Below are 26,364 nucleotides of genomic sequence, written 5' to 3' on the forward strand. Positions count from 1 at the left end.
ACAAGGGGCCCCTCCTTGCGCCTCAGCCGCGGGCGGTGTGGCGGGTGGTGAGGGGGGCGCGCGTGAGCGCGGCCCAGGCGGTGGTGGGACGGTGCACCACGATGTCGGTGGTGCGCAGGCCGTCGGGATCCGCCCGCTGCGGGTCGAGCAGCGCCGACAGCAGGGAGATGCCCGGGTTGTGCGCGATCAGCAGCACCGTGCCGGCCGCCGGGTCGACGGCCCGGGCCAATGCCAGCAGCTCGTCCGGATGCGCCTCGTACGCGGTCGGCTCGTATCGCACCGTCGGCGCCGAGCCGGCCGGACCGCTTTCCGCCGGGGCGCCCGCCATGCCGGTCGCCACCGCGTGCCAGGTCTGACGGGTGCGGCGGGCCGGCGAGCAGAGGACCACGTCGGGCAGCAGCCCGTGCCGGGCCAGCCAGGCACCCGCCGCGGCGGCGTCGGCGTGGCCACGGGTGGTCAGCGGTCGGTCCGCGTCCGGAGCCTCCGGGGACTGTTCGGCCTTGGCGTGTCGCAGCAGCACCAGCGTCCGCTGCCCGTTCCTGCCGTCCGTCATGTGCCCAGCTTGCCTGATTGGCCATCGGAGTGCCGGGGTATGTCGATGTGTGCCGCTACCTCATCCATGGCCGCGGCGGGCAGGAAACGCCAGCAGGACGCCAAGGAGGCGACGTCATGGGCTTCGGTGCCAGCATCTTTCTCATCGCGGTCGGCGCGATCTTCGCATTCGCCGTCGACGCCGACCTGGGATGGCTGAACCTCACCGTGGTGGGTTGGGTGCTCATGCTCACCGGGCTCGCCGGCCTGCTCACCACGCTCTACTTCTGGAATAGCCGTCGCCGCGTGGTCGCCGCGCCGGTGCGGGAGCAGGTCGTCGCCGAGCCGGTGGTGCCGGTGCAGGGCGACCGGGTGGTGCGTGAGGAATACCGCGAGGTGCGCCGCCCGGGCTCGGGCTACCCGGCCTGACCCACCCCCGGACCCGAGGGCCCCGCAACGGCGCGGGGCCCTCGTGCACGTCCGGGCCCCGACGTGGGCCGATCCGGCTCAGGAGAACAACGCGAAGTAGATCGCGATGTGGTGGCAGATCGCCGCGACGAGGGTGCACGCGTGGAAGAACTCGTGGTGGCCGAAGACGGTGGGCCAGGGGTTCGGCCTGCGCAGCGCATAGAACACCGCGCCCACGCTGTAGATCGCGCCGCCCACGCACAGCAGCACCAGCGCGGTGACGCCGCCGCCGTGCAGGATCTGCGGCAGCATCGTCACGGCGACCCAGCCGAGCGCCAGGTAGAGCGGGGCGGACACCCAACGTGGCGCGTGCGGCCAGATCATCTTGACCGCGACGCCGGCCAGCGCGCCGCCCCAGACCAGGCTGAGCATGATCGTGGCGTGCCGGGGGTCCAGCAGCAACGCGCAGAAGGGCGTGTAGGTGCCGGCGATGAACACGAAGATCATCGAATGGTCCATCCGGCGCATGATCTGGTAGCCGCGCTCCGACCAGACCCGCCGGTGGTAGAGCGCGCTGGTGCCGAAGAGTCCGCACACGGTGAAGCTGTAGATGAGGCAGCTCACCAGCGGTGCCCAACCGGGCCGGGTGGCGGCGATCGCGCACAGCACGATGCCGCAGACGAGCGCGACGAAGAACGCGTAGGCGTGCAGCCAGCCGCGCATGCGCGGCTTCCCGAGGTCGACCGGCCGGAGCCGGAGCGGTGCGGAGGTGGTCACCTCATCAGGTTACGACACCGTAGGTTACTTGCAAGTAGTGTGGACCGTCACGCCGCCTGGCGCGAGGATGGCCGGATGCGGATCCGACCCGCCGGCGCGCACGCCCTGCTGCTCGACTGCGACGACCCCGAGCAGGCCGAGACGTGGCGCGCCGAGCTGTGGCAGCGCCGGGCCGCCGGCGAACTCACCGCCGAGGAGATCGTCCCGGCCGCGCGCACGGTGCTGCTCGACGGCGTGACCGACCCGGCGACGACCGCCGCGCGCATCATCGGCTGGCAGCCCCGACCCCCAGGAACCGGCGGCACGGGTGGCGCGGTGGTGCGGGTCCCCACCGTGTACGACGGGGACGACCTTCCCGCCGTCGCCGACTACTGGGGCGTCGACGTGCCGGCCGTGGTCGAGCGGCTGCGGCGTACCGAGTTCCGGGTCGCCTTCTGCGGCTTCGCCCCCGGGTTCGCCTACCTCAGCGGGTTGCCGCCGGAACTGGCCGTGCCCCGGCTCGCCACCCCGCGTACCCGGGTGCCGGCCGGCTCGGTCGCGCTGGCCGGCCCGTACGCGGGCATCTATCCGGCCGCCTCGCCCGGCGGCTGGCTGCTGGTCGGGCGGACCGAGCTGGTCCTCTTCGACGTGCGCGCCGACCCACCGGCCCGGCTCACGCCCGGCACCCGGGTCCGGCTGGTGGACCCGTCATGATCGAGGTGCTGCGCGCCGGCGCGCTCACCACCGTGCAGGACCAGGGCCGGCCCGGCTGGGCCCACCTCGGGGTGCCCCGGTCCGGCGCGCTCGACCCGGCCGCGCTGCGCCTGGCCAACCGGCTCGTCGGCAACCCCGAGCACGCGGCGGGCCTGGAGATCACGCTCACCGGGTGCGCGCTGCGCGTCACCCGGGCGGTCACCGTCGCGCTGACCGGGGCCCCGGCCGACGTTGTCGTGGAACACCCACCCCGGACCGGTCCCACCCCCCGCCGGCCCGGGGACGTGGGGCGACCGCTGTCGCTGCCGGCCGGCGCGGTGCTGCGGGTCGGGCCGGCCCGGCACGGCGTGCGCACCTGGCTGGCTGTCGGCGGGGGGATCGCGGTCGAGCCGGTGCTCGGCAGCCGGTGCACCGACACGCTCTCCGGCCTCGGGCCACCGCCGCTGCGCGACGGGGACCGGCTGCCGCTGGGGCCGCCGGCCGGCCCGCCGGGCCCGGTCGACGTCACCATCACCCGACCGGCGCCGGCCGAGCTGTGGCTGGTCGTGCGACCCGGCCCCCGGCAGGACTGGTTCACCCCGGACGCGTTCGACCGGCTGCGGCGCGCCGCGTACACGGTCACGCCGCACAGCAACCGGGTCGGCGCGCGGCTCGCCGGTGCCGCCCTGCCCCGCGCGGTGGCCGGCGAACTACCCAGCGAGGGCCTGGTGCTCGGTGCGGTGCAGGTGCCGCCGGACGGCCAGCCCCTGATCTTCCTGGCCGACCACCCCACCACCGGCGGCTACCCGGTCATCGGGGTGGTGGACGACGTGACCCCGCTCGCCCAGGCCCGCCCAGGGACTACGGTGAGGTTCCATGGACCTCAACGCTGACCTCGGCGAGGGATTCGGCAGCTGGCGGCTCGGCGACGACGAGGCGCTGCTCGGGCTGATCAGCTCCGCCAACGTGGCCTGCGGCTTCCACGCCGGCGACGCGGCCACCATGCACCGGGTCTGCGCCGCCGCCGCCGAGCGCGGGGTCGCGGTCGGCGCGCAGGTCGGCTACCGGGACCTCGCCGGCTTCGGCCGCCGGCACATCGCCTACGACTTCGCCGAGCTGCGCGACGAGACGATCTACCAGCTCGGGGCGCTGAACGCCTTCTGCCGGCTCTACCGCACGCGGGTGCGCTACCTGAAGCCGCACGGGGCGCTCTACCACGCCGCCGCGTGCGATGAGGCGCAGGCCGCCGCGCTGGTGGCGGCGATCAGCGGCTACGACCACGAGCTGCCGGTGCTCTGCCAGCCCGGCACCGTGCTCGCCCAGCTCGCGGCCGGTGCCGGCCTGCGGGTGGTCGCCGAAGGCTTCGCCGACCGCAACTATCTGCCCAACGGCGCGCTGGTGCCCCGAAGCGCCGCGAACGCGCTGGTCACCGACCCGGATCAGGTCGCCGCCCGGGCGGTGCGGATGGCCGTCGAGCGGACCGTGGTCGCCGTCGACGGCAGCGTGGTCCCCTGCCCGGTCGAGTCGATCTGCCTGCATGGCGACACGCCGGGCGCGGTGCGCTGCGCGGAGCTGGTGCGGGCGGCGCTCATCGACGCCGGGGTCACGCTCACTCCGTTCGCGTGAAAGGAGGGGCCCCCTGTTAACGCATTCCGCATAACCGGGAGCCCCGCTCAACAGTCGTCAGCTCGCACCTCGTCCAGGCCGCGCAGGACCAGGGGCAGGCGGGTGGCGCCGCCGGCGACCACCCGCACCGGTACGCCCCAGTCCTGCCGGGTCAGGTGGCAGGCGGCGTGTTCGACGTCGGCGTCACAGGTCGCCGCCTGGGCGGTCACCTGCAACACCCCCTGCGCCACGTCACCGCTGACCACCAGCCGGCGGCGCAGCTCGGTGGACGTGCCCGCGCCCTCGACCAGCAACTCCGGCGGCGACGCCGAGACCACCAGCCGGCTCGACGGCCCGTACGTCTCGTCCAGCTTCTGCCCCGGGGCCGGCGTGAAGATCACATCGAGCGTCAGCTCGCCGGCCGTCACGTCGGTCGGTCTGCGTTCCAGCCGGTGCCTCGGCCCCGCCACCGTGCTCGCGCCGGCCGCGGTGAGCGCGCCGGGCGCGAGCCGGGTCAACCGGTGCGCGCCCGACTCGACCACCAGCACCTCACCCTCGGCGGTGACCACCAGGTCGCTCGGCTCGGCCAGCCCGTCGGCCACGGTCTGGACCTGGCCGGTCTCCGGGGCGAAGCGGCGAACCGCGCCGTTGTACGTGTCCGCGATCAGCACCGAACCGTCAGGTAGCGCGCACACGCCCAGCGGGTGCTGGAGCAACGCCTGATCGGCCGGTCCGTCGACGTGGCCGAAGTCGAACAGGCCCTGACCGACGGCGGTGTGCATCTCGCCCTCGGCGACCCAGCGGATCGCGCTGGTCTCGCTGTCGGCCACCCAGAGTCGGGAACCGTCGGCCGAGACCGACAGCCCGGACGGCTGAGCCATCCAGACGTCCGGCAGCGGACCGTCGCGCAACGCCTCGACCGTGGTGCCGGCGTACATGCCGGCGGTCCGCCTGATCGGGTCGAACCACCAGAGCTGGTGGATGCCGGCCATCGCCACGACCACCCGGTCGTCGTACCAGGCCACGTCCCATGGGGAGGAGAGGTCGACCGCACGCGCGTCGTGCGCGTGGTCGTCGACCGTCGAGCGCCACTGCCGGCCGGTGCCGGCCACCGTGACCACCTCGCCTGAGGACAGCCGTACGCCGCGCAGCAGATGGTTGACCGTGTCCGCGACGACCAGGTCGTAACCGGCCACCTCGGCCACGTGCGGGGGCAGCAGGCAGAGCCCCTGCGGCTCGGCGAAGGTGGCGCCGATGGCCGGGCCGTCCGTCCGGCCCCGGCCGCCGGCGCCGATCCGGCGGACGACCGTCTCCCCGTCCGGCGCCAGCTCGACCAGGCAGTGCCGGGCCGAGTCGGAGACCAGCAGGTTGCCGCCGTCGAGCGGGACGGCCTTGCCGGGAAAGCGCAGCGCCGTCTCCGGCAGGGGCGGCGGGACGTACGGGCCGTCGCCCCGGTGCAGCGTGCCCTTCGCGTCGTGGGTGGCGATCAGGTCGTCGATCAGTCGGGCCAGCCCTTCGGCGTGCCCCTCGCCGGCCATGGTGGCGACCACGTACCCCTCGGGGTCGATCACCGAGAGGGTTGGCCAGGCCTTCGCCGCGTACTGCTGCCACATGCTCATCTCGGGGTCGTCGAGCACCGGGTGGTGCACGCCGTACCGCTCGACGGCGGCGGCGAGCGCGTCCGGGTCCTTCTCGTGCTCGAACTTCGGCGAGTGCACGCCGATCACCACCAGCACGTCGCCGTACTTCTCCTCCAGCGGGCGCAGCTCGTCGAGCACGTGCAGGCAGTTGATGCAGCAGAAGGTCCAAAAATCCAGCAGAACGATCCGGCCCCGCAGGTCGGCCAGCGTGACGGCCTTGCCGCCGGTGTTCAGCCAGCCGCGACCCCGCAGCTCGGGTGCCCGTACTCGTGCGCTCATCCCCCCATCGTGCCGCACCCCTCGTTCCACGACCCGGGGACCGCCGGGTGAACAGCCGCACACGACAGCGCGAAGCGCCCGCCCCGGGCCGGGGCGGGCGCTTCGCGGAGGTGTTACTGGCCGGCCGGCTTCAGGCAGAGGACCCGGTTGGCGCCACCGCTCTGCAGGACGACGGTGGGCTGGGACAGATCCTCGCACTTGTCCTTGTTGTCCACCTTCGACACCACGGTGAACGCGCCCTGCGCACCGCAGTCGCTCTCCACCGCCGTCGTGCCGGACTGCTTGATGCACGAGCCGACCGCCGGGTCGAGGCCCGCCGGCTTGTCGTCGCCGTTGATCTTGCCGAGCAGGGTGAGCAGGCCGAGCGGCACGGCGAGGATGAGCACGGCCGCGACAAGCACGGCGGCCAGCACCCGGCCGTTGCGTACCTTCGGCGCGGGGGCCTCGGTCTGCGGCTCGGCGTCCGGCTTGAACGCGTCGAAGCGCCCCTGCTCGGAGTCACCGGACGGGCCGTCGGACGACCAGGCCGGCGGCGCCTGCTGTGGCGGCGGCGGGAAGGCCGGCGGGAAGCCGCCCGGCGCATCCGCCGGGCCCTGACCGGGTACGGCGACCGAGGCCCGGCCGCCGGCCGGCGCACCGTACGGGTCCTGCTGACCGCCCGGCGCACCGAACGGGTCGGGCCGGTCGGCGGGCCCGTGGAACGCGTCCTGGCGACCGCCGGGGCCACCGAACGGGTGCTGCTGGCCGCCCGGCGTGCCGAAGGGATCACGCGGTCCCGCCGACTGCTCGTCGTCGTGCGGGTGCACCCCGTTCGCGGGTCGGTTGTTGCCGGGCGGGTCGACGAACGAGGGCACGCCGACCGGGAACGGCGACGGGCCACCCGGCGACGGTTCGGCGTAGCCGCGCGGTTCGTCGTCCGGCCGGGGCTGCGGTGCGCCGAATGCGGGCGGGCCGTCCTGACCGGGGAAGCGGCGCGGCTCGTCCGGCCGGGGCTGGGGTGCGCCGAATGCGGGCGGGCCGTCCTGGCCCGGGTAACGGTGCGGGTCGTCCGGCCGGGGCTGGGACCCGGCGTAGCCGCGCGGGTCGTCGTCCGGCCGGGACTGCGCGGGCGGGCCGTCCTGGCCCGGGTAGCCGTGCGCCTCGTCGGGGCCGTCGGTCTCCTCGGGCTCCGGCCGGGTCGGTCGGCCGTACACCCGAGGCTGGGGCGCCGAGGTGCCGGTCGGGTGCACCGGCTGGTCGGACGGCGGGGTGACCCGGCTGGCCACCGGCACCGACGCGCTGGCCGAGACCGCGCCCGCCTCGGGCGACGTGCGCGGACCCGGAACGACCGGGCCGGCCGGTGACTGTGGCTCGTCGTGGCCGGAGCGGGAGGTGCCCCAGCCGGCGTCGGCGCGCTCTGGCTCGTACCCCTGGGGTTCACGCTCGGCCGGCGGGAACTGCGCGGCGGCCGGGTGGTCGGCGGGCGGCGACGCGGCCAGGGCGGCGCCCGGCACGCGTTGGCCCTGCGGGGGCAGCGGCACCGCGTTGCCGGCAGCGATGCCCGGCGCGGGCGCGGGCTGGTAGGCCGGGGCGTCCTCGGCCGGCTGCCAGCCGCGCGACGACGCCGACTCGGCCCCGTCGGCGCGGCCCCACGCCTCGTCGGGAGACCAGGGCTCGGCGTCCGGCAACACCGGGCGCTCGGGCACCCGTTCGTCGGGAGTCGGTGCGGTCACGCTGGCCCGGGCCGGCGTGCCGGTGGGGCCCCAGCCGGGTTGCGCCGGTTCGTCCGCCGGCCGTTCGGGCTCCCGCTGCGACGGTACGGCCGCGGCGGCGTTCCAGGTGGCGGCTCGGGGTTGCTCCGGCTCGCCCCAGGCGTTCGCCTGCGGGGCCTCGGCCGAACCGGTGGCGCGTCCGCCGGCCGACCAGCCACCGGAACGGTCGGGGTCGTCGTCCCGGGTGGACTCGTCCCAGCCGCCGGCCCGGTTCTCGGCCGGTGGGGCGGGCCAGCCGCCGGAGCGGGCCGGGTCGTCGCGCTGCGGCCCGGCGGTCGGGCCCCAGCCGCCGGAGCGCTGCGGGTCGTCCTCGCCGTGACCGTCCTGGTCGGACTGTTCCGGAGTGGACCACGGCTGGTCCGGGCGGACCGCGCCGGGCACGGAGACCTTGGCGGCGGCCCGGGCGGGCGGCTCGGCCGGCGGCCAGGTGGCGCCGCTCTGCTGGCCGGGCGGGGCCCAGGCCGGCTGCGTGTCGCGGGGTGTCCAGTCGCCGGAGCGCTGCGGATCGTCGGCTTGCTCGTCGCGCGCGGTCCAGCCGCCGGAACGGTGCGGGTCGTCCGGTTGCGCGCCGGCGGCCCAGCCGCCGGAGTGACCGACGTCGTCGCCCTGCGGCCCGGCGGGAGCGGACCCACCGGCGCGGTGGGAGTCGTCCGGGCCGGCCGGGGTGACCCAGCTCTCGTTCGGCACGGTGGCCGGCGCGGGGACGTAACCGGCGCCCCGCGCGCCTACGTCGCCGGGCTGCGCCCAGGCGGGTTGCTCGCCGGCCTGGCCGCCCCAGGCGGGGCGGTTCTGCTCGGCGGCCCAGGCGGGCGGCGCGGGCTCGGTGGGGCCGGTCGAGGGTGCCGCGGCCCAGGACGGCGGCGTCGGGCCGGCCGCCCGGTCGGGGCCGGACTGCTCGGCCCACGGCGAGCCCTGGCCGGGGGTGGCCCAGGCGGGTGCGTCCTGCTCGGGAGCGCCCCAGGAGGGCTGCGGTCCGCGACCGCCCGGGTCGGCGGGTGGGGGCACCTGGGCGCTGGCCCGGCCGGTGACCTGTTGACCCGCGGGCGGGGCCCAGGCGGGAGGTTGGTCGTCCGCCGCGGCCCAGGCCGGGGCCGGCGGGGCGGGTCGACCGGCCGGCGGAGGCGGGGCCCAGCCGAGGTCGGGCGTGCTGTTGTACCCGTTGTCCTGCTGCGCCGGCTGGTCGCCGTACGGCACCGGTCCGCCGGTGCCCGGCGACACCTCGCCCGGCTCGTGGCCGGGGCGGTGCGGAGCCTCGGACGTCATGGGTGCGCCTCCTCCATCACAGGTCGGCCGCCGATGCCGGTCGGGGGCCGTCGGCATGGCTGCCGGCGTCGCCGGCGGGTACCGGCCGTGCGGGCTCCCCGCACCGTATCCGGTGGTCGCCCGCGGGCGCTCGGGGGAGCCTCGGTCGTCACCGAAAGTCACCGGACGACGTCGATGAGTTTCGCTCTCCCGCGTCGGTTCGGAGGCAGTCGGTTGGCGACCGTGCCAACCGTACCGGGCGGTGCGGCGAGGTGGAATCCCGGTGCCGAACCACCCGGAACGTCGAAGACCCGCCCGGGGTGCCGGACGGGTCTTCGAACTGGAGGAGGTGAGGAAGGCAGGTGGCGTCAGCTCATGTGACGCTGGGCGATGGCGAGAAGCTCCGCGCGGACCGCGGGCGAGTTGGCGGAACTCAGCGCGTGCTCGATGGCACGGGCCCGGCGGTTGGCGTCGCGGCGGGTGCGGATTCGCTCGATCATGCTCATCTTGGGTCTCTCCTCCTGGCTATTCGGTTGTCAGCCCTTGATGTCTCTATTGAAGCGCACCCGGCCGCCAATTTCCATCGATTAGAAGGTGAGCTGAGCCACCTGCCTAAGGATCGTAGGTCAAACGCCCTACGGGGCCGAAGATTCCGCACCCAACGGTAACGGCCGGTGTGCCGGGCGTTCACCCGAGGCACACCGGCCGTCGCCGGAGCGGTGATAGGTCAGGTCCAGGCGAGCAGCGCCGCCTCCGGGTCGGCCAGGAAGTCCCCCACGTCGCGCAGGAACTTCGAGCCCAGCTCACCGTCGACGATCCGATGGTCGAAGGAGAGGCCCAGCGTGGTGACCAAGCGCGGCTTCACCTTCCCCTTGTGCACCCACGGCTGCTCGCGTACCGCGCCGAAGGCCAGGATCGCCGACTCGCCCGGGGGCAGGATCGGCGTACCGGTGTCCACGCCGAAGACGCCGACGTTGGTGATGGTGAGCGTGCCGCCGGACATGTCCGCCGGGGAGGTCTTCCCCGACTTCGCGGTCTGCACCAGCGCCGTCATCGCGTCCGCCAGCTCGCGCAGCGAGAGCCGGCCGGCGTCCTTGATGTTCGGCACGATCAGGCCGCGCTCGGTGGCCGCCGCGATGCCCAGGTTCACGTACTCCTTGACCACGATCTCGTCACCGGCCCAGGTCGAGTTGACCATCGGGTGACGCTTGACCGCCAGCAGCACCGCCTTCGCCACCAGCAGCAGCGGCGAGACCCGGACGTCGCGCCACTCGCGCCGGTCGCGGAGCCGGTCCAGCGCCTTCATCGCCCGGGTCACGTCGACGGTCAGGAACTCCGTCACGTGCGGGGCGGTGAACGCCGAGCGGGCCATGTTCTCCGCGGTCAGCTTGCGTACCCCCTTGACCGGGATGCGCTGCTCGCGGTCCGCGCCGAAACTCGCCACCGACGCGGCCGGTGCCGCCACCGTCGGCGGCTCGGCCGCCGCCGGGGTCCCGCTCGCCGCCCGCTGTACGTCCTCACGGGTGATCGAGCCCAGCGGACCGGAACCGGTGAGCGTGGCCAGGTCGACCCCGAGGTCCTTCGCGAGCTTGCGGACCGGCGGCTTGGCCAGCACTGGGCCGCCGGCCCGGCCGTTGCCGTTCACCGCCGGCGCGGGCGCGGCCGGCGCCGGAGCGGCCGGCGCCGGAGCGGCCGGTGCCGGAGCGACCGACGCCGGAGCGGCCGGCGCCGGCGTCGGTGCCTGCGCCGGCACGTCACCCTTGCGCGGCCGACGCTTGGCCGGGGCGTTGCGCGGCCCGTAGCCGACCAGCACCGCGGTCCGCCCACCCGGGGCCGCGCCACCGATCAGGCCCGGCTCGACCATGCCCTCGGCCGGCGCGACCTCCACCGCGGCCAGCGAGGCGGCCGACGGGGTCGGCAGCTCCCGCTCCGGCGCGCCGGTCGTGGACTGCTCCAGCGGCCCGGCGTTCGGGTCGGTGTCGATCGCGATGATCGGCACCCCCACCTCGACCGTGGCACCCTCCGGATGGAAGATCGACTGCACCCGGCCGGCCCACTTCGCGGGGATCTCCACCGCCGCCTTCGCGGTCTCCACCTCGACGATCGGCTGGTTCAGCTCGATGTCGTCGCCCACCTTGACCAGCCAGGCGAGGATCTCGCCCTCGGTCAGGCCCTCGCCCAGGTCGGGCAGGTTGAACTCCTTGACCCGTGACATGCCGCTCACCATCCGAAGGTGCGGTCGACGGCGTCGAGCACCCGGTCGAGATCGGGCAGGTACTCCTCCTCCACCCGGGCGGCCGGGTAGGGGATGTCGAAGCCGGTCACCCGCAGCACCGGGGACTCCAGGGAGTAGAAGCACTCCTCGGTCACCCGGGCCGCGATCTCCGAGCCGAGGCCCAGGTTGCCCGGGGCCTCGTGCACGACCACGCAGCGGCCGGTGCGCCGCACCGACTCGTAGGCGGCGGTCAGGTCCAGCGGCGAGAGCGTACGCAGGTCGACGACCTCCAGCTCCCGGCCGTCCTCGGCGGCGGCGGTGGCCGCGTCCAGCGCGGTGCGCACCATCGGGCCGTACGCCAGCACCGTCGCGTCCGCGCCCGGCCGGGCGATGCGTGCGCTGTGCAGCGGGTACGCCTCCGCGAGCGGGGCGTCCAGGTCGACCGGGCCCTTCTCCCAGTAGCGCCGCTTCGGCTCCATGAAGACGATCGGGTCGTCCGAGGCGATCGCCTGCTGGATCATCACGTACGCGTCCTGCGGGTTCGCGCAGGTCACGACCTTCAGGCCGGCGGTGTGCGCGAAGTATGCCTCGGGGGACTCCGAGTGGTGCTCGACCGCGCCGATGCCACCGCCGTAGGGGATCCGGATGACCATCGGGATCCGCACCTTGCCCTGCGAGCGGTAGTGCATCTTCGCCACCTGCGACACGATCTGGTCGTACGCCGGGTAGACGAAGCCGTCGAACTGGATCTCGCAGACCGGCCGGAAGCCCCGGATGGCCAGGCCGACCGCGGTGCCGATGATGCCGGACTCGGCCAGCGGGGTGTCGATCACCCGCTGGTCGCCGAAGTCCTTCTGCAGGCCGTCGGTGATGCGGAACACGCCGCCGAGCTTGCCGACGTCCTCGCCCATGATGACGACCTTCGGGTCGTTCTCCAGGGCCCGCCGCAGGCCGGTGTTGAGCGCCTTGCCGAGGGTGAGCGTCTCCGTGGCCATCAGTGGGCGCTCCCCTCGAACGACTCCATGTACTGCGAGAACCGGGCCCGCTGCTCGTCCAGCTCCGCGGAGCCGTGCGGGTAGACGTGGTCGAACATGCTGACCGGCTGCGGGTCGGGCATGGTGAGCACCCGTTCGCGCAGGTGCACCGACTCGGCGCGGGCCTGCTCGTCGACCTCGGCGAAGAACGACTCGTCGACGATCTTCTGCTTGGTCAGGAACGCCTTCATCCGGGCGATCGGATCCTTGGCCTGCCAGGCCTCGACCTCGCTGGCGATCCGGTAGCGCGTCGGGTCGTCGGAGGTGGTGTGCGCGCCCATCCGGTAGGTGTACGCCTCGATCAGCGACGGGCCCTCGCCGTTGCGGGCGGTGTCCAGCGCGTGCCGGGTCACCGCGTACGAGGCGAGCACGTCGTTGCCGTCGACCCGGACGCCGGGGAAGCCGAAGCCGCCCGCCCGGCGGTAGAGCGGTACGCGGGTCTGCCGCTCCAGCGGTTCCGAGATGGCGTACTGGTTGTTCTGGCAGAAGAACACCAGCGGGGCGTTGAACACGCTGGCCCAGACGAACGACTCGTTGACGTCGCCCTGGCTGGTGGCGCCGTCACCGAAGTAGGCGATCACCGCCTCGCCGTCCGCGCCACCGGTCTTGCCGTCCATGGCGACGCCCATGGCGTACCCGGTGGCGTGCAGGGTCTGCGCCCCGATCACGATCGTGTACATGTTGAACTTGAACTCGTTCGGGTCCCAGCCGCCCTGGTCGACGCCGCGGAACAGGCCGAGCGGCATGATCGGGTCGATGCCGCGGCAGTAGAGGACGCCGTGCTCCCGATAGGTGGGGAAGGCCATGTCCTGCGCGCGCAGCGCCCGGCCGGAGCCCACCTGCGCGGCCTCCTGGCCCAGCAGGCTGGCCCACAGGCCCAGCTCGCCCTGACGTTGCAGCGCGGTGGCCTCGGCGTCGAGCTTGCGGACCAGGACGAGGTCGCGGTAGAGCCCGCGGTACTCCTCGTCGGTGAAATCGACGCGGTACTCGGTCCCGTCCGGGCCGAGCGCGGTCTCGATCCGCTCACCCTCCGGGGTGAGCAGCTGTACGAGTTCCGGTTCGCCGGTCGCGGCGGCGCGCCTGGTACGGGGTGCGGCCCGCTTACTGCGGGTGGCGGCCCCGGGGTCGCCCTTTGCCATCCGTCTCTCCCTGTCTGTCTGCGCCGCGCCGGGGGTGACCCGAGCCGCGCACGTCGTGCGCCCGCCCGGCAGGTGCCGGGTCGGTCCCTGGCGGCCGCGCCATAGCCCCGGTGGGGGTTGCCGCGCGGCGTGAGCCGGGGTCCGTCGGGGACCCAGGCCCGGGAGTGCCGGCGCCGTTCCGCACCAGCCGCGGGGGTGCGCGGAGGTGGCGGCTGCGTTGCCGTCGTGCCTGAATGATTGCAGAGGAGGTGAGCGGCCCCACAGTATGGCCTCCTCGGTCGGTGAGGTTCCATCGGGTTCGTGACGCATAGCCGCTTTTGCCGGATAGATCGCGCCGGGCCGCCGGACAAATTGTGTGTCGACACGCGGTGGTGGCTGGTGAACTGAGCGTCACTGGGTCAAGCTGACCAGGAGCATTGCGCGGCATTTGTCCGAATATCCGCGCATGCCCGCCCGTCCCGTCGACGCGTACGAGGAGTGTGCCGGTGTCCGATCCAGAGGGTCCTCCCGGTGCTCCCTTCCTCGGCCGGCACCGGGCGATGTCCGCCGCCCACTACCGGCGGGTGGTCGGCGCGCACCGCGCACCCGGCGCCGGCGGCCCGAGCCGCGGCTACCTGCTGACCGTGGCGTTGCTCGCCGGCACCGCGTCGATGCCGATCCTCGCCGCGATCAGCACCGGGTCGGCGTCGGTGGGAAACAGCGCCCTGCCCGACGCCGGCACCCGGTTCATCCCGACCCCCTCGGTCGGGCCGGTGGTCATCCCGCTGCCCCAGACCACCCAGGAACCGGCGCTACCCGCACCCACACCGGGGGCCGGCACCCCGATCATCGCGGCCCCGCCGCCGGTGCTCCCGGCCGCCCCGGCCCGGCCGGACGACACTGACCCGGGCTCCGGCCGCCGGTCCCGGCCGTCCGTCGTGCCGGCACCCCCACCCGAACCCGCCCGGCCCACCCCGGTCCGGCCGCCACGCCCGTCGCCGATCCCGTCGCCGTCGCCGTCGCCGTCGGATCCGGCCACCCGCGAGCCGACACCGGAGCCCACCGTCACCTCCGCCATGCCCGACCCGTCCGGCCCGTCGAGCACGCCCGACCCGTCCGACACCGCGTCCGAGCCACCCTCCGGGCCGGTCGAGGAGCCCTCACCCACCGATGAGCCGGACCCCACGCCGTCCGCGACGGAGGTGCCGACGCCGACCGTGGCCCCCAGCCCGACGGTGGCCCCGAGCCGTTCCGGGCCGGCGGCCCTCGGCAGGTCCGTGGCGGTGGCCCCCGGTCCGTGACCGCGGCGGGTGGTGGGGTGGCGGGTGAAGCGCTGTCAGGCGGGGTCGTCGGTGAGACGGTGCCGGTTCGCCTCGATCCAGGCGTTCACCGCCTCCGGGTCGTCCGGGTCCACCCCGTCCGCCATGAGCTGCGCCACCGCCGCGGTGGCCGGGCTGCGTCGCTCACCGGTGCTGTAGAGCCGGGCGAACTCGGGGACCATCTCGGTGATCGCCTCGTCCGTCCGGTCGGCGGCGGGCTGCGGCAGCCCTCGCTGCCGGGCCCCGTACGCCGCCCAGGCGCGCAGCACCCGGGGCAGCATCGCGGCGTCGTCCATGTCGAGCACCGCGCGGCGGTGCACCCAGTCGAGCAGGAACAGCTCGGCGACCATCGGGCTCCACCGCATCGGGTCGGCGTCCGGGAAGCTCGCCGCATGATCCAGCAGCAGACCCAGGCAGAAGTGCAGGGAGGCCAGCTCCCCGTCGGCCACCTCGGGCAGGCCGAACCGGGCGGCCTCGGGCGCGTCGAGGAAGGCGCGCACCAGCCGGGTCCGTTCCTCGTCGGTGACCGCCGGCGCGCCGGTCGGGCCGGCCGGCGGGGTGGGCCCGGGCATGGCGGCCAGCCGGGCCCCGACCAGCGCCCGGTCGGTGGCGAGCGAACCCTGGGCGGGCAACTCACCGAGGTCGTCGGTGACCGCCAGATGCCGGCTCACCTCCGCGTGCATCCGGGCCGGGTCCTCGGTGCGGAACCAGGTCAGCTCGTCCTCGGTGCAGATCTCCCGGGCCTGTTCGACGATCCGGCCCGCCGGACCGCCGACGAACACGTCCTTGGTGATGCCGATGTTGTGGTCGACGAGGGCCACCAGTGCGTGCTCCGGGCCGCCCTGCTCCTCGTCGTCGTAGGCGAACGTGGCGAGGTAGGAGGTCTGGTCGCCGTACACGTCGCCGTACGCCCAGGTGCCGGTTAGGCGCACCCGGCCGAGCTGCCCGGCCCAGGCCGGGGCGTGCGCGCCGGGCCGGACCCGGGCGGCGCCCGCGGCGTCCGGGACCAGGGTGGCGAAGACGGCGCGGATGGTGGTCGCGGCGGCGCTGCGCCGGCGGGACGTGGCGGCCAGGAAGCCGGCCACGAACTCGCGGACGGCCTGCTCCCGGTCGTGCTCGGCGACGGCGTAGACACTGCCCAGCAGCGCTGCGCCGAGCATCTCCGCGTCCAGCGCGGAGTCGAGCCTCGTCACGTCGCGCGCGGCGTGGAGCACCGCGTCGTAAGGGGTCTGTGGCGTGGCCATGCATCGACCCTACGCCGCGCCGTCGGCGACCACACCCGTCAGCGCGCCGGGTTCAGCGCCGCTCGGCCGCCCGCAGTGCGTCCCGCGCCGCGCCGTAGCGCGCCAGCACCGCCCAGACCGGCTCCAGCACGTGCTTCTCGCCGACGCTGCCCACCGAGGTGAGCAGGCGCTGTTCGGCCCGGTGCCGGGCCCGCCGCGCCGCCCACCCGACCACCGGCCGGGTCAGCGCCGCCACCAGCAACCCGGCCAGCAGGCCGCCCAGCAGCAGCACCGTGGGCCAGGGCACCTCGCCCAGCGTCGGGTGCTCCAGCGGCGGCAGGCCGAGGAAGCGCAGCGCGTACCCCAGAAGCAGCCAGAGCAGCCCGCCCAGTGCGGCGAGGGTGACCAGCCACTGGACCGCACCGACCACCCGCCACCACGCCGGCCGCCGGTCCATGCCGAGGTCGGTGGCGGCGACCGCGTGATCCAGCGCGCCCGGCAGGTCGGTCAGCCGGGACCGGGCCGCGGCGGTGACCGCGGCCGGCCAGGGCACCGGCAGGTCGGCGCTGGAGCGGTCGGCCACCGCCCGGATGGCCAGGTGCAGCGAGGAACGCTGTGCGGCGGTCGGATCGGGTACGGAGGTGGCCGAGATCAGGCTCTCCCCGGGCGCGTCCGGGTCCCGCCCGGGCAGGTGCAGCCGGCGCAGCGGATCGGGGCGCAGCTTCCGCCAGCTCCGCACCAGCGGCCAGCCGGTGCTGCTCACCGCCCGATGCCGATACGCGCCCTCGACGGCCTGCGCCACGGTCGGCACCCCGGCCGCCCCGGCGAGCGCCCGGGTGAGTTCCTGCGACGAGGCGTCACCGGGTCGGGTGCGCGGCGGCTCCGGCCCGACCAGCGGTTCGAGATCGGCCACCACGGCGTCCACGTCGCCGGAGAGCCGGCGCAGGGCGGCCTGCCGTTCGGCGACCGTCTTCTCCAGCTCGGCCCGCAGCCCGGCCAGCCCGGCCGGGTCCGGGGCCACGGTGGGCAGCAGCGGCACCCCGCCCAGCCCGTCGGCGTCCAGCAGCCGGCGCAGGTCGTCGAGGACCGTGGGCAGCTCCGTCGGGTGCAACCGGTCGGCCTGGTTGAGCACCACCACGGTCACGTCCTTGTGCCGGTGGAACTCGCGCAGGTAGCTGGTGTGGATCACCCGGTCGGCGTACTTCTGCGGGTCGACCACCCAGACCACGAGGTCGACCAGGCCGAGCAGCCGGTCGACCTCCAGCCGGTGGGTGTGCTGCACCGAGTCGAAGTCGGGCAGGTCCAGCAGGACCAGGCCGTGCAGGTTGGACTCGTCGTCGCCGTCGAGCGGACTCTCCCGGACGAACCGGTGCCGGGGCAGCACGCCGACCCAGTCGAGCAGCCGGACCGCGCCGTCGAGCGGACCCCACACGCAGGCATGGGTGACCCCGGTGGTCGGTCGGCGCACGCCGACCGGGGAGAGGTCCATCCGGGCCAGCGCGTTGAACAGGCTCGACTTGCCGCTGCCGGTCGCGCCGGCCAGGGCGACCACGGTGTGGCGGCCGGAGAGGGCCAGTCGGTCACCGGCCCGCTCGACCACCGTGTGCCCGGCGACCAACTGGGCGTCGGGCACCTGGCCGTCCACCGCGCGGAGGAACCGCTGGACCGCCTCCAGCCGCGCGATCAGGACGTCCGGGTCGACCCGCTGGTCGGCCCGGAGCGCGTCACGCATCCGCCCCACGATGTTCGTCACGGCTTTGCGTCCTGTTCGGTGGTGAGCAGCGCGGCGTCGCCGGCGGTGGACAGGCCGCTGTGGTGCCGGGCCCGCTCGACGGTCATCGCGGCCCGGCGCAGGGTCGCGCCGGCGTCGGTGGCCGGGCGGGCGACCTCGGTGCGGGCCAGGAACCGGGCGGCCTCCTCGGCCAGCAACGCGCCGACCCGGTCGAGCAGGTCGACCCGTGCCTTGCGGGACAGGTTCCGCACCGCCTGGTCGCCGAAGATGGCCTGGAGCACGGTCTGGCCGGCGACCGCGGTGCCGGTGCCGGCGGCGACCTCCAGCCCGGTCGGGATGAAGGCGGTGGAGGCGAAGACGCCGATCATGACGGCCAGGCCGGTCGCGTTGACCGCGTACGCGGCCGTGCGGGCCACGAAACGCCGATCACCGCCCTCGACGCGGACCAGCTCCAGCACCCCGCGCTGCCAGTCGCGGACCAGTTGCTCGCCGCGCGCGGGCAGGTCGGCCGAGGCGTGCGCCAGCTCCGGTTCGAGCAGCGCCGCGCCCGCCGGGTGCGCCTTCCACCCGGTGTACGCGTTCTCCGCCGCCTCGGCGGCCACCCCGCGAAGCAGGGTGACCAGTTGGGACTCGATCGCGGTGCGCAGCTCGGCCGCCGGGGCGGGTCGCCCGGTGACCACCGCCACCATCCGGTCGCGCAGCCGGCCGATCCGCGCCTCCAGGCTGCGGAAGAACTCCCCGGTGCCGACGAACTCCTGCCAGCGGGCCAGCACCTCACCGCGGAGCAACCGGCCGTCCTTGAGCCCCTGGTCGACGGTGCGCTCCGCGCCCCGGTAGGCGGCCCGGACCCGTTCGTCAAGCGCCTCGGCGGCGGCCACCTGCTCGTCGGCGGCGTCGGCCAGCGCCTCGACCACCGGGTGCAGGGCGGCCAGCGCGCCGTCGAGGGTCTGCCGGACCACCGCCGAGCGGGCCTCCGCGTCGCCGGCGAGCCGGGCGAACCATCCACTCAGTGGGGCGGTCATCCGGTCGGGCAGCAGGCCCTGCCCGTCCACCCACGTCTCCGGCAGCACGAACAGCGGCGCGGCGCCCAGGTCCTGGCTGGCCAGCATCTGCGACAGGTGGGCGGCGATCTCGTCGGCCGCCTCGGGCGGGACCCGGTCGAGCACCATGGCCACCGCGGTGCCCCGGGCCCGGGCGCTGCGCAGCAGCTCCCAGGGGACGGCGTCGGCGTAGCGGGCGGCGGTGGTGACGAACAGCCACAGGTCGGCGGCGGCGAGCAACTGCCCGGCGAGCGCCCGGTTGGCGTCGACCACCGAGTCGATGTCGGGGGCGTCGAGGAAGGCCAGGCCGGGCGGCAGCGCCGGAGCGGTGACCAGTTGCAGGGTGCCCGGGTGCTCACTCGGCTCGCTGGTGCGGGTCAGGCCGGGCAGCAGCTCGCCCTGGCGGAACCAGGCCGCGTCGGCGGGGTTGCAGACCAGCACCGGTGAGCGGGTGGTCGGGCGGAGCACCCCGGCCGCGCTGACCCGCGCCTGGACCAGGCTGTTGACGAGCGTCGACTTCCCGGCGCCGGTCGAGCCGCCGACCACCACGAGCAGCGGGGCGTCGAGTCGGGCCAGCCGCGGCAGCAGATAGTCGTCGAGCTGGTCGGTGAGGCTGCGGGCGGTCGACCGGGCCGACTCGGCCGACGGCAGCGTCAGCGGGAAGCGAGCCGCATCGATCGCGGACCGCAGGCCGGTGAGCGCGGCGGGCAGGCCCGTGACGTCTCCGCCGGGCTGGTTCTCGCCGTGGGTGGTTCCGGTGCGGGCTGCGACGGCGGGCGCGGCGGCACGGGTGGCGGGATCGCCATGCGTCGTCACCGCTAAAGCGTGCCCGACCGACGCAAGGTAAGACAACCGGACGCTAATAACGGTCAGGTTGCGTCGAGTCGACTCAACCCCGACTTGCGGTTTGCCGAGGGCGTGGCACTATTGAGTCAAGTTCACTCAACTTGTGGTGCGGCGCCTCCGGGGCGACCCACCGGGCAGGTCACCTGACCTGCTCAACCGTTACGAAGCGAGGAAGCGAACATGGCACGTGCGGTCGGCATCGACCTCGGCACGACGAACTCCTGCGTCAGCGTTCTCGAGGGCGGTGAGCCCACCGTCATCGCCAACGCCGAGGGCTCGCGTACGACTCCCTCGATCGTCGCGTTCGCCCGCAACGGCGAGGTGCTCGTCGGTGAGGTCGCCAAGCGCCAGGCGGTGACCAACCCCGACCGGACCATCCGCTCGGTCAAGCGGGAGATCGGCACCAACTGGACCGTCGACATCGACGGCAAGAAGTACACCCCGCAGGAGATCTCCGCCCGGACGCTGATGAAGCTCAAGCGGGACGCCGAGGCGTACCTGGGCGAGCAGATCGCCGACGCGGTGATCACCGTCCCGGCCTACTTCAACGACGGGCAGCGCCAGGCCACCAAGGAGGCCGGTGAGATCGCCGGCTTCAACGTGCTGCGGATCGTGAACGAGCCGACCGCGGCGGCCCTGGCGTACGGCCTGGACAAGGGCTCCAAGGAGCAGACCGTCCTGGTCTTCGACCTCGGTGGCGGCACCTTCGACGTGTCGCTGCTGGAGCTGGCCGAGGGCGTGGTCGAGGTCAAGTCGACCAGCGGTGACAACCAGCTCGGCGGCGACGACTGGGACCAGCGGATCATCGACCACCTGGTGAAGACGTTCCGCGGCGAGCACGGCATCGACCTCTCGCAGGACAAGATGGCCATGCAGCGGCTCAAGGAGGCGGCCGAGAAGGCCAAGATCGAGCTGTCCGCCGCCACCACCAGCAACATCAACCTGCCGTACATCACCGCCGGCTCGGCCGGCCCGCTGCACCTCGACGTGACGCTGAGCCGCGCCGAGTTCCAGCGCATGACGCAGGATCTGCTGGACCGCTGCAAGGGCCCGTTCGAGCAGGCCGTCAAGGACGCCGGCATCAAGGTCTCCGACGTCGACCACGTCATCCTGGTCGGCGGCTCGACCCGGATGCCGGCCGTCACCGACCTGGTCAAGCAGCTCACCGGTCGCGACCCGAACAAGGGCGTCAACCCGGACGAGGTCGTCGCCGTCGGCGCCGCCCTGCAGGCCGGCGTGCTCAAGGGTGAGGTCAAGGACGTCCTGCTGCTCGACGTGACCCCGCTGAGCCTGGGCATCGAGACCAAGGGCGGCATCTTCACCAAGCTCATCGAGCGCAACACCACCATCCCGACCAAGCGCTCCGAGGTCTTCACCACGGCCGACGACAACCAGCCGTCGGTGCTGATCCAGGTGTTCCAGGGCGAGCGGGAGATCGCGGCCTACAACAAGAAGCTCGGCACCTTCGAGCTGACCGGCCTCCCGCCGGCGCCGCGCGGCGTGCCGCAGATCGAGGTCACGTTCGACATCGACGCCAACGGCATCGTCAACGTGCACGCCAAGGACCTGGGCACCGGCAAGGAGCAGAAGATGACGATCACCGGCGGCTCCTCGCTGCCGAAGGACGACATCGAGCGCATGCGCCGGGACGCGGAGGAGCACGCCGACGAGGACAAGCGCCGTCGCGAGGAGGCGGAGACCCGCAACGTCGCCGAGGCGCTGCAGTGGCAGACCGAGAAGTTCCTCGCCGAGAGCGGCGACAAGCTGCCGAGTGAGAACCGTGACCAGCTCAACGAGGCGCTCGGCGAGCTGCGCAGCGCCCTCGGTGGGCAGGACATCGACAAGATCAAGGCCGCGCACGAGAAGCTGGCCCAGGTCTCCCAGCAGGCCGGTTCGCTGCTCTACGCCCAGCAGCAGGAGGGCGAGCCGGGTGCCCAGGGTGCTCCGGGCGCCGGTGCGGCCGGGCCGGGCGCGGGTGCGACCGGTGGCCCGCAGGCCGGCGGCGCCGACGACGTGGTCGACGCGGAGATCGTGGACGAGGACAAGAAGTGACAGTCCGTCCCGGACACGACTCGACGGCAGAGGGATGAGGTAATCGCATGACGGAGAAGCCACGAGCGGCCGACCCAAGCTCCACCGGGTCGGCGCCGGGTGGCTCCGCGGGCGCCGGCAAGGATGCCGGCGACGAGCCGCGGGTCGTCATCCGCGACAAGCGCAAGCTCGGCAAGGTGACCGAGGAGCCGGCGAACGACGCCTCGGCGGCCGACGCCGCCGCCGACGCGCCCGCCGAGGGGCTGGTCGAGGAGGCCGAGGTCGTGGTCGACGAGATCGTCGGCGAGGCCGACGTCTCCGGGCCGCCAGTGGTCGACTCACCCGCCGAGCCGAGCGGGGAGACCGACGACACGTCGTCCCCGCCCGGCGCCGAGCTGGAGTCGCTCCGCGCCGACCTGGAGGAGCGCACCCGCGACCTCCAGCGGGTCTCGGCGGAGTACGCCAACTACCGCAAGCGGGTCGACCGCGACCGCAACCTGGTCCAGGAGCAGGCGACCGGCGTGGTGCTCACCGCGTTGCTGCCGATCCTCGACGACCTGGACCGGGCCCGCGAGCACGGCGACCTGGTCGGCCCGTTCGGCAGCGTGGCCGAGCAGCTCACCGGGGCGCTGGGCAAGTTCGGCCTGACCGCCTTCGGCGAGCAGGGCGACCCGTTCGACCCGACCCGGCACGAGGCGGTGGCCCACCAGACCTCCGCCGAGGTGACCGAGCCGACCTGCGTGCAGGTCATGCGCCGGGGCTACCAGCTCGGCGAGCGGCTGCTGCGGCCGGCCCTGGTCGCGGTCGCGGACCCGGAGTAGTGCCGACCCGTGACGTCCCGTCCGCCCCTGCCGGGTGGGCGGGACGACCGGGATCCGACCCGTGGAAGGGGGTGGACCGGTGAGTTCCAAGGACTGGATCGAGAAGGACTACTACGCCGCGTTGGGCGTGGACAAGTCCGCCTCCTCGGACGACATCAAGAAGTCGTACCGGAAGTTGGCCCGGGAGTCGCACCCGGACCACAACCCCGGCGACACCGGGGCCGAGGAGCGGTTCAAGACCGTGTCCGAGGCGTACGCGGTGCTCGGCGACGAGAAGAAGCGGCGCGAGTACGACGAGATGCGGTCGCTCTTCGGCTCGGGCGCCTTCCGGCGCAACGCCCGAGGCGCGGGCCAGCCGGGCGGCGCGCCGTTCGACGTCTCCGACCTGTTCGGCGGGGGCGGCGGCGGTGGCGACACCCGGTTCGGCGGTGGTGGTTTCACCGACCTGTTCAGCACGATCTTCTCCGGCGGCGGCGCCGGTGGCGCGGCCCGCCCGCGCGGACCGGCCCGGGGCCGGGACGTCGAGGCCGAGGTGGCGCTCGACTTCTCCGACGCGGTCCGTGGCGTCACGTTGCCGCTGACCCTGCGCGCTCCGGGGGTGTGCGACACCTGTCACGGCAACGGCACGAAGCCGGGCACGCAGCCGGTGGCCTGCCCGGTCTGCCATGGCGCCGGGGTCACCACCCGTAACCAGGGGTCGTTCAGTTTCTCCGAGCCGTGCCGCAACTGCCAGGGTGTCGGCACGGTCGTCGAGGAGAAGTGTCCGGAGTGCCACGGCACGGGTGGGGTCACCAAGACCCGCACGCTCAACGTGCGCTTTCCCGCCGGGGTGGCCGACGGGCAGCGGATCCGGTTGGCCGGTCGGGGTGAGCCCGGCGAGCGGGGTGGCCCGGCCGGGGACCTGTTCGTGCACGTAAAGGTCCGCCCGGACGACCTGTTCGGGCGCACCGGGGACGATCTCACCCTGAACGTCCCGATCACCTACGCCGAGGCGGTGCTCGGCACCGACCTGCGGGTTCCGACCCTGGACGGCACGGTGACCCTGCGGGTGCCGCCGGGTACCCCCGCCGGGAGGGTGCTGCGGGCCCGGGGCAAGGGCGTCGTACGCAGGGACGGCCGCGCCGGTGACCTGCTGGTCACGCTCGACGTGGTGGTCCCGGCGGCGGTGTCGGACGAGGCGCGGGCGGCACTGGAGACCTTCGCGGCGCAGACCCCGCCCGCCGCGCGGGAACATCTCGAAGCGCGGGTACGTCGATTCGGTTGACGGCGGCAGCGGAGGTGAGCGGGCATGTCGGAGGAGTACGTCGGGTCGGGTGACCCGGCCTACGAGGCCAAGATCTTGATGATCTCGGTGGCCGCGCGGATGGCGGGCATGCACCCCCAGACGCTGCGCCAGTACGACCGGTTGGGCCTGGTGCAGGCGGGCCGGGCGGCCGGTGGCGGTCGGCGGTACAGCGTCCGGGACGTGGTGCTGCTCCGCGAGGTGCAGCGTCTCAGCCAGGACGACGGGATCAACCTGGCCGGGGTCAAGCGGATCATCGGGCTGGAGCGGCTGCTGGAGGAGGCGCAACAGCGGGTGGCCCGGCTGGAGGCGGAGCTGGACGCCGCGTACCGGCGGATCGCCGAGCTGGAGTCGCTGGGCGGCTTCGCCCGTGGTGACCTCGTGCCGACCAACCGCACGTCCACCGCGCTCGTGGTGTGGCGTCCTCGCCGTACCCCCGACCGCTGACGGCGTCACGCGATCCTGGGCAGGTTCCGTTCGCCTCGAACGGAACCTGCCCAGGATTCGTTGCTGTCGCGGGAAACGCGGGTGGCGCGGCGGCGGGCTGAGTAAGCTGTCAAACAGTCCCAAAATGTTTAATCCGGTCGTTTTGCTGGCGGGGGGAGCCATGGCGGAACCGGCGAAGAAGGTGGCGGAACGGGCGGAGGAACGCCTGGAAAAAGTGGCCGAGAACGTCCGGGAGCGGTTCGACCGGGTCACCGAGGGTCGCCTCAGCGACAAGGCCAAGGAGGGGCGCTTCGCCGACCAGACCGACCACGGCGTGGATCGGGCCAGGGACGACGAACGGCGGAAGAAGCAGGGCGGACCGACCTAGGCGATCCGCCGACGTGCGGGCCGGGACCCACGGGGGGTCCCGGCCCGTTCGTGTAAGGAGGGGCCCCTTGTTAACGCCTCCGGTAGAGAAGGGGCCCCCTCTAACAAGCTTCGCGCGAGGGATTGGGGGTGCGGCTCCGGTTGCCGGCATGAGGCGGACATCGGGGTGGGTCAGAGGCGGCGGTTCTCGCGGACCAGGCCGCCCTCGCACCAGTCCCGGTAGACGAACAGGTCGGGGCGGGCGAGCAGCACCCGGCTGTTGTGCGCCCAGTTGCGCATCAGGTCGTCACCGGTCTTCTCGGCGTGCTCGACCAGCTTCCGGAAGCGCCGTTTCGGGTGCGCCCGGAAGTTCGTCCGGATGCCGTCGGCGGCGTAGATGTAGAGGCAGTGCAGCGCGAACCGGCGGGCCGGGCAGTGCTGGTCCATGGCCAGGTCGAACAGCGTCTGCACCAGGTGGTCACCGGCGACCAGCAGGTCCCAGTCCGGCGGCATGGAGGTCAGCGGCACCGAGTCCGGCTGGTAGGCCCACGCCCGCAACTCGGCGGGCGAGGGGTCGACCGGGTTGGCGAAGCCGTGGAACGTCCCTTCCTGCACGCTCACCGGCCGACCTTCCGCGTTCGCTGGCGGGGGCGCTGGCCACCCGCGGACCCTGGCTGCTGGGGCGACACGTTAACGCGGTTGGGCGGAGCAGTGGTAGACCCTCCCGGGATCAATTTGACAACCGTTGGCCGGACCGGACCGCTGAGTCGCGGCTCCGGCCCGGCCGAGGTCAGTCGCCCACCCGCACCGGGGCCGGCGCCCGGGTGCCGGCGGCGCGGCGGCGCAACCACTGCTTGAACCACGGCGTGTCCGGCAGCCGGGCGAGCAGTGGCCCGGTCACCACCGTGATCAACACGTAGGCGGTGGCGAGCGCGGCCAGCTTGGGCTCCACCGGGTAGACGGCGGCGACGGCCAACCCGGCGATGACGATGGAGAACTCGCCGCGCGGGGTGAGCGCCAGGCCGGCCCGCCAGCGTCCGGGCTCGGCGATCCCGGCCCGGCGGGCGGCCAGGTAGCCGGTGGCCACCTTCGTCGCCATTGTCGTCACGGCCAGCAGCAGCGCGGGCAGCAGCACCGGCGGCATGTCCAGCGGGTTGGTGACCAGCCCGAAGAACACGAAGAAGACCGCCGCGAAGAGGTCCCGCAGCGGTGAGAGCAACTCGGTGGCGTGGTGCGCGACCGGCCCGGACAGCGCGATGCCGACCAGGAACGCGCCGACCGCGGCGGAGACCTGGAGCTTCGCCGCGAGGCCGGCGACCAGCAGGGTCAGGCCGAGCACCCCGAGCAGGAGCGCCTCCGGGTCCTTGGCGGACAGGGCGGTGGAGATCAGGTGCCCGTACCGGATCGCCACGGCCAGCACGACGACCACGGTGAGCACCGCGACGGCGAGCGCGACGCCGCCCTTGGCCAGGCCGACCCCGGCGAGCAGCGCGGTGACCAGCGGCAGGTAGAGGGCCATCGCCAGGTCCTCGATCACCAGCACGGAGAGGACCACCGGCGTCTCCCGGTTGCCGACCCGGCCCAGGTCGCCGAGCACCTTGGCGATCACGCCGGAGGACGACACCCAGGTGACGCCGGCGAGCACCACGCCGGCCACCCAGCCCCAGCCGAGCAGCAGGGCGAAGGCGAAACCGGGCAGCGCGTTGAACACCGCGTCGATCAGGCCGGCCGGCACCGCCGAGCGGAGGTTGCCCACCAGCTCGTTCGCGCTGTATTCCAGGCCGAGCATGACCAGCAGCAGGATCACGCCGATCTCCGCGCCGACGGCGAAGAACTCCTCGCTGGCGTTCAGCGGCAGCAGGCCGCCGTGCCCGAACGCGAGGCCGGCGAGCAGGTAGAGCGGGATGGGCGAGACGCCGACGCGACGGCTCAGCCGGCCCAGCAGGCCGAGCAGGAGCAGCAGCGCCCCGACCTCGATGAGCAGGACGGTGGTTTCGTGCATACGC

At 74.0% G+C, this 26,364-nt stretch carries 23 protein-coding genes; 10 read left to right on the forward strand and 13 right to left on the reverse strand.

Annotated features, from left to right (window positions below; all coding sequences use genetic code 11):
• Positions 1–22: 22 nt before the first annotated feature.
• Complete coding sequence (locus AB0H28_RS18455) at positions 23–553, reverse strand: histidine phosphatase family protein (RefSeq protein WP_358041148.1); 531 nt, start codon at positions 551–553, stop codon at positions 23–25.
• 116 nt (positions 554–669) lie between these two features.
• On the opposite strand from AB0H28_RS18455, the gene AB0H28_RS18460 reads away from it, so the two are divergent.
• Positions 670–960, forward strand: a complete 291-nt coding sequence (locus AB0H28_RS18460; RefSeq protein ID WP_358041151.1) for a DUF6458 family protein — start codon at positions 670–672, stop codon at positions 958–960.
• A 78-nt stretch (positions 961–1,038) separates the two neighbouring features.
• On the opposite strand, the gene AB0H28_RS18465 is transcribed toward AB0H28_RS18460, so the two are convergent.
• Entirely contained in the window at positions 1,039–1,716 is a 678-nt protein-coding gene (locus AB0H28_RS18465) for a hemolysin III family protein (protein ID WP_358041154.1), read from the reverse strand.
• A gap of 75 nt (positions 1,717–1,791) precedes the next feature.
• On the opposite strand from AB0H28_RS18465, the gene AB0H28_RS18470 reads away from it, so the two are divergent.
• From AB0H28_RS18470 to AB0H28_RS18480, 3 genes are read left to right on the forward strand one after another with little or no spacing between them, the layout of a single operon-like run.
• On the forward strand, positions 1,792–2,409 hold the full coding sequence (locus AB0H28_RS18470; RefSeq protein WP_358041157.1) for an allophanate hydrolase subunit 1: 618 nt from the start codon (positions 1,792–1,794) through the stop codon (positions 2,407–2,409).
• On the forward strand, positions 2,406–3,281 hold the full coding sequence (locus AB0H28_RS18475; protein ID WP_358041160.1) for a biotin-dependent carboxyltransferase family protein: 876 nt from the start codon (positions 2,406–2,408) through the stop codon (positions 3,279–3,281). The genes AB0H28_RS18470 and AB0H28_RS18475 overlap by 4 nt, the downstream gene beginning before the upstream one ends.
• Positions 3,265–4,014 (forward strand): 5-oxoprolinase subunit PxpA, encoded by a 750-nt coding sequence (locus AB0H28_RS18480; RefSeq protein WP_358041163.1) that lies wholly within the window; start codon positions 3,265–3,267, stop codon positions 4,012–4,014. The genes AB0H28_RS18475 and AB0H28_RS18480 overlap by 17 nt, the downstream gene beginning before the upstream one ends.
• Positions 4,015–4,061: 47 nt before the next feature.
• On the opposite strand, the gene AB0H28_RS18485 is transcribed toward AB0H28_RS18480, so the two are convergent.
• The 6 genes from AB0H28_RS18485 to pdhA all read right to left on the reverse strand — a co-directional run bounded on the left by AB0H28_RS18485 (position 4,062) and on the right by pdhA (position 13,293).
• Complete coding sequence (locus tag AB0H28_RS18485; protein ID WP_358041166.1) at positions 4,062–5,912, reverse strand: NHL domain-containing thioredoxin family protein; 1,851 nt, start codon at positions 5,910–5,912, stop codon at positions 4,062–4,064.
• A 113-nt stretch (positions 5,913–6,025) separates the two neighbouring features.
• Positions 6,026–8,926 carry a hypothetical protein gene (locus tag AB0H28_RS18490; RefSeq protein WP_358041169.1) on the reverse strand — a complete coding sequence of 967 codons (2,901 nt, stop codon included), beginning with the start codon at positions 8,924–8,926 and terminating at the stop codon, positions 6,026–6,028.
• Between the two features lie 347 nt (positions 8,927–9,273).
• Positions 9,274–9,411, reverse strand: coding sequence for a hypothetical protein (locus tag AB0H28_RS18495; RefSeq protein ID WP_358041172.1), 138 nt, complete (start codon positions 9,409–9,411; stop codon positions 9,274–9,276).
• 221 nt (positions 9,412–9,632) lie between these two features.
• On the reverse strand, positions 9,633–11,120 hold the full coding sequence (locus AB0H28_RS18500) for a dihydrolipoamide acetyltransferase family protein (protein ID WP_358041174.1): 1,488 nt from the start codon (positions 11,118–11,120) through the stop codon (positions 9,633–9,635).
• Positions 11,121–11,125: 5 nt separating this feature from the next.
• A complete protein-coding gene (locus AB0H28_RS18505; RefSeq protein ID WP_358041177.1) occupies positions 11,126–12,115 on the reverse strand; it encodes an alpha-ketoacid dehydrogenase subunit beta in 990 nt (329 codons plus the stop codon).
• On the reverse strand, positions 12,115–13,293 hold the full coding sequence (gene pdhA, locus AB0H28_RS18510; protein ID WP_358041180.1) for a pyruvate dehydrogenase (acetyl-transferring) E1 component subunit alpha: 1,179 nt from the start codon (positions 13,291–13,293) through the stop codon (positions 12,115–12,117). The genes AB0H28_RS18505 and pdhA overlap by 1 nt, the downstream gene beginning before the upstream one ends.
• 485 nt (positions 13,294–13,778) lie before the next feature.
• Here pdhA and AB0H28_RS18515 point away from each other — a divergent pair, with 485 nt between their 5' ends.
• Complete coding sequence (locus tag AB0H28_RS18515) at positions 13,779–14,573, forward strand: hypothetical protein (RefSeq protein WP_358041183.1); 795 nt, start codon at positions 13,779–13,781, stop codon at positions 14,571–14,573.
• 35 nt (positions 14,574–14,608) lie between these two features.
• Here the strand turns inward: AB0H28_RS18515 and AB0H28_RS18520 are convergent, their stop codons facing one another.
• From AB0H28_RS18520 to AB0H28_RS18530, 3 genes are read right to left on the reverse strand one after another with little or no spacing between them, the layout of a single operon-like run.
• Complete coding sequence (locus tag AB0H28_RS18520) at positions 14,609–15,835, reverse strand: hypothetical protein (protein WP_358041186.1); 1,227 nt, start codon at positions 15,833–15,835, stop codon at positions 14,609–14,611.
• A gap of 52 nt (positions 15,836–15,887) precedes the next feature.
• On the reverse strand, positions 15,888–17,546 hold the full coding sequence (locus AB0H28_RS18525) for a GTPase (protein WP_358041189.1): 1,659 nt from the start codon (positions 17,544–17,546) through the stop codon (positions 15,888–15,890).
• Between the two features lie 17 nt (positions 17,547–17,563).
• Positions 17,564–19,402, reverse strand: a complete 1,839-nt coding sequence (locus tag AB0H28_RS18530) for a GTPase domain-containing protein (RefSeq protein WP_358041192.1) — start codon at positions 19,400–19,402, stop codon at positions 17,564–17,566.
• A gap of 210 nt (positions 19,403–19,612) precedes the next feature.
• On the opposite strand from AB0H28_RS18530, the gene dnaK reads away from it, so the two are divergent.
• From dnaK to AB0H28_RS18555, 5 genes are all read left to right on the forward strand, one after another.
• On the forward strand, positions 19,613–21,484 hold the full coding sequence (gene dnaK, locus AB0H28_RS18535) for a molecular chaperone DnaK (RefSeq protein ID WP_358041194.1): 1,872 nt from the start codon (positions 19,613–19,615) through the stop codon (positions 21,482–21,484).
• 47 nt (positions 21,485–21,531) lie between these two features.
• On the forward strand, positions 21,532–22,284 hold the full coding sequence (grpE, locus tag AB0H28_RS18540) for a nucleotide exchange factor GrpE (RefSeq protein WP_358041197.1): 753 nt from the start codon (positions 21,532–21,534) through the stop codon (positions 22,282–22,284).
• Positions 22,285–22,363: 79 nt separating this feature from the next.
• Positions 22,364–23,548: a molecular chaperone DnaJ gene (gene dnaJ, locus AB0H28_RS18545; RefSeq protein WP_358041200.1), complete on the forward strand. Its 1,185-nt coding sequence runs from the start codon at positions 22,364–22,366 to the stop codon at positions 23,546–23,548.
• A gap of 24 nt (positions 23,549–23,572) precedes the next feature.
• On the forward strand, positions 23,573–24,013 hold the full coding sequence (locus AB0H28_RS18550) for a MerR family transcriptional regulator (RefSeq protein WP_091062116.1): 441 nt from the start codon (positions 23,573–23,575) through the stop codon (positions 24,011–24,013).
• A gap of 160 nt (positions 24,014–24,173) precedes the next feature.
• Positions 24,174–24,380 (forward strand): hypothetical protein, encoded by a 207-nt coding sequence (locus AB0H28_RS18555; protein WP_358041205.1) that lies wholly within the window; start codon positions 24,174–24,176, stop codon positions 24,378–24,380.
• A 170-nt stretch (positions 24,381–24,550) separates the two neighbouring features.
• Here the strand turns inward: AB0H28_RS18555 and AB0H28_RS18560 are convergent, their stop codons facing one another.
• Complete coding sequence (locus tag AB0H28_RS18560) at positions 24,551–24,979, reverse strand: hypothetical protein (RefSeq protein ID WP_358041208.1); 429 nt, start codon at positions 24,977–24,979, stop codon at positions 24,551–24,553.
• A gap of 169 nt (positions 24,980–25,148) precedes the next feature.
• A complete protein-coding gene (locus AB0H28_RS18565; protein WP_358041211.1) occupies positions 25,149–26,360 on the reverse strand; it encodes a cation:proton antiporter in 1,212 nt (403 codons plus the stop codon).
• Positions 26,361–26,364 lie beyond the last annotated feature (4 nt).

The sequence above is a fragment of the Micromonospora sp. NPDC050980 genome, assembly GCF_040653835.1.
In the GTDB taxonomy this organism is placed as follows: Bacteria; Actinomycetota; Actinomycetes; order Mycobacteriales; family Micromonosporaceae; genus Micromonospora.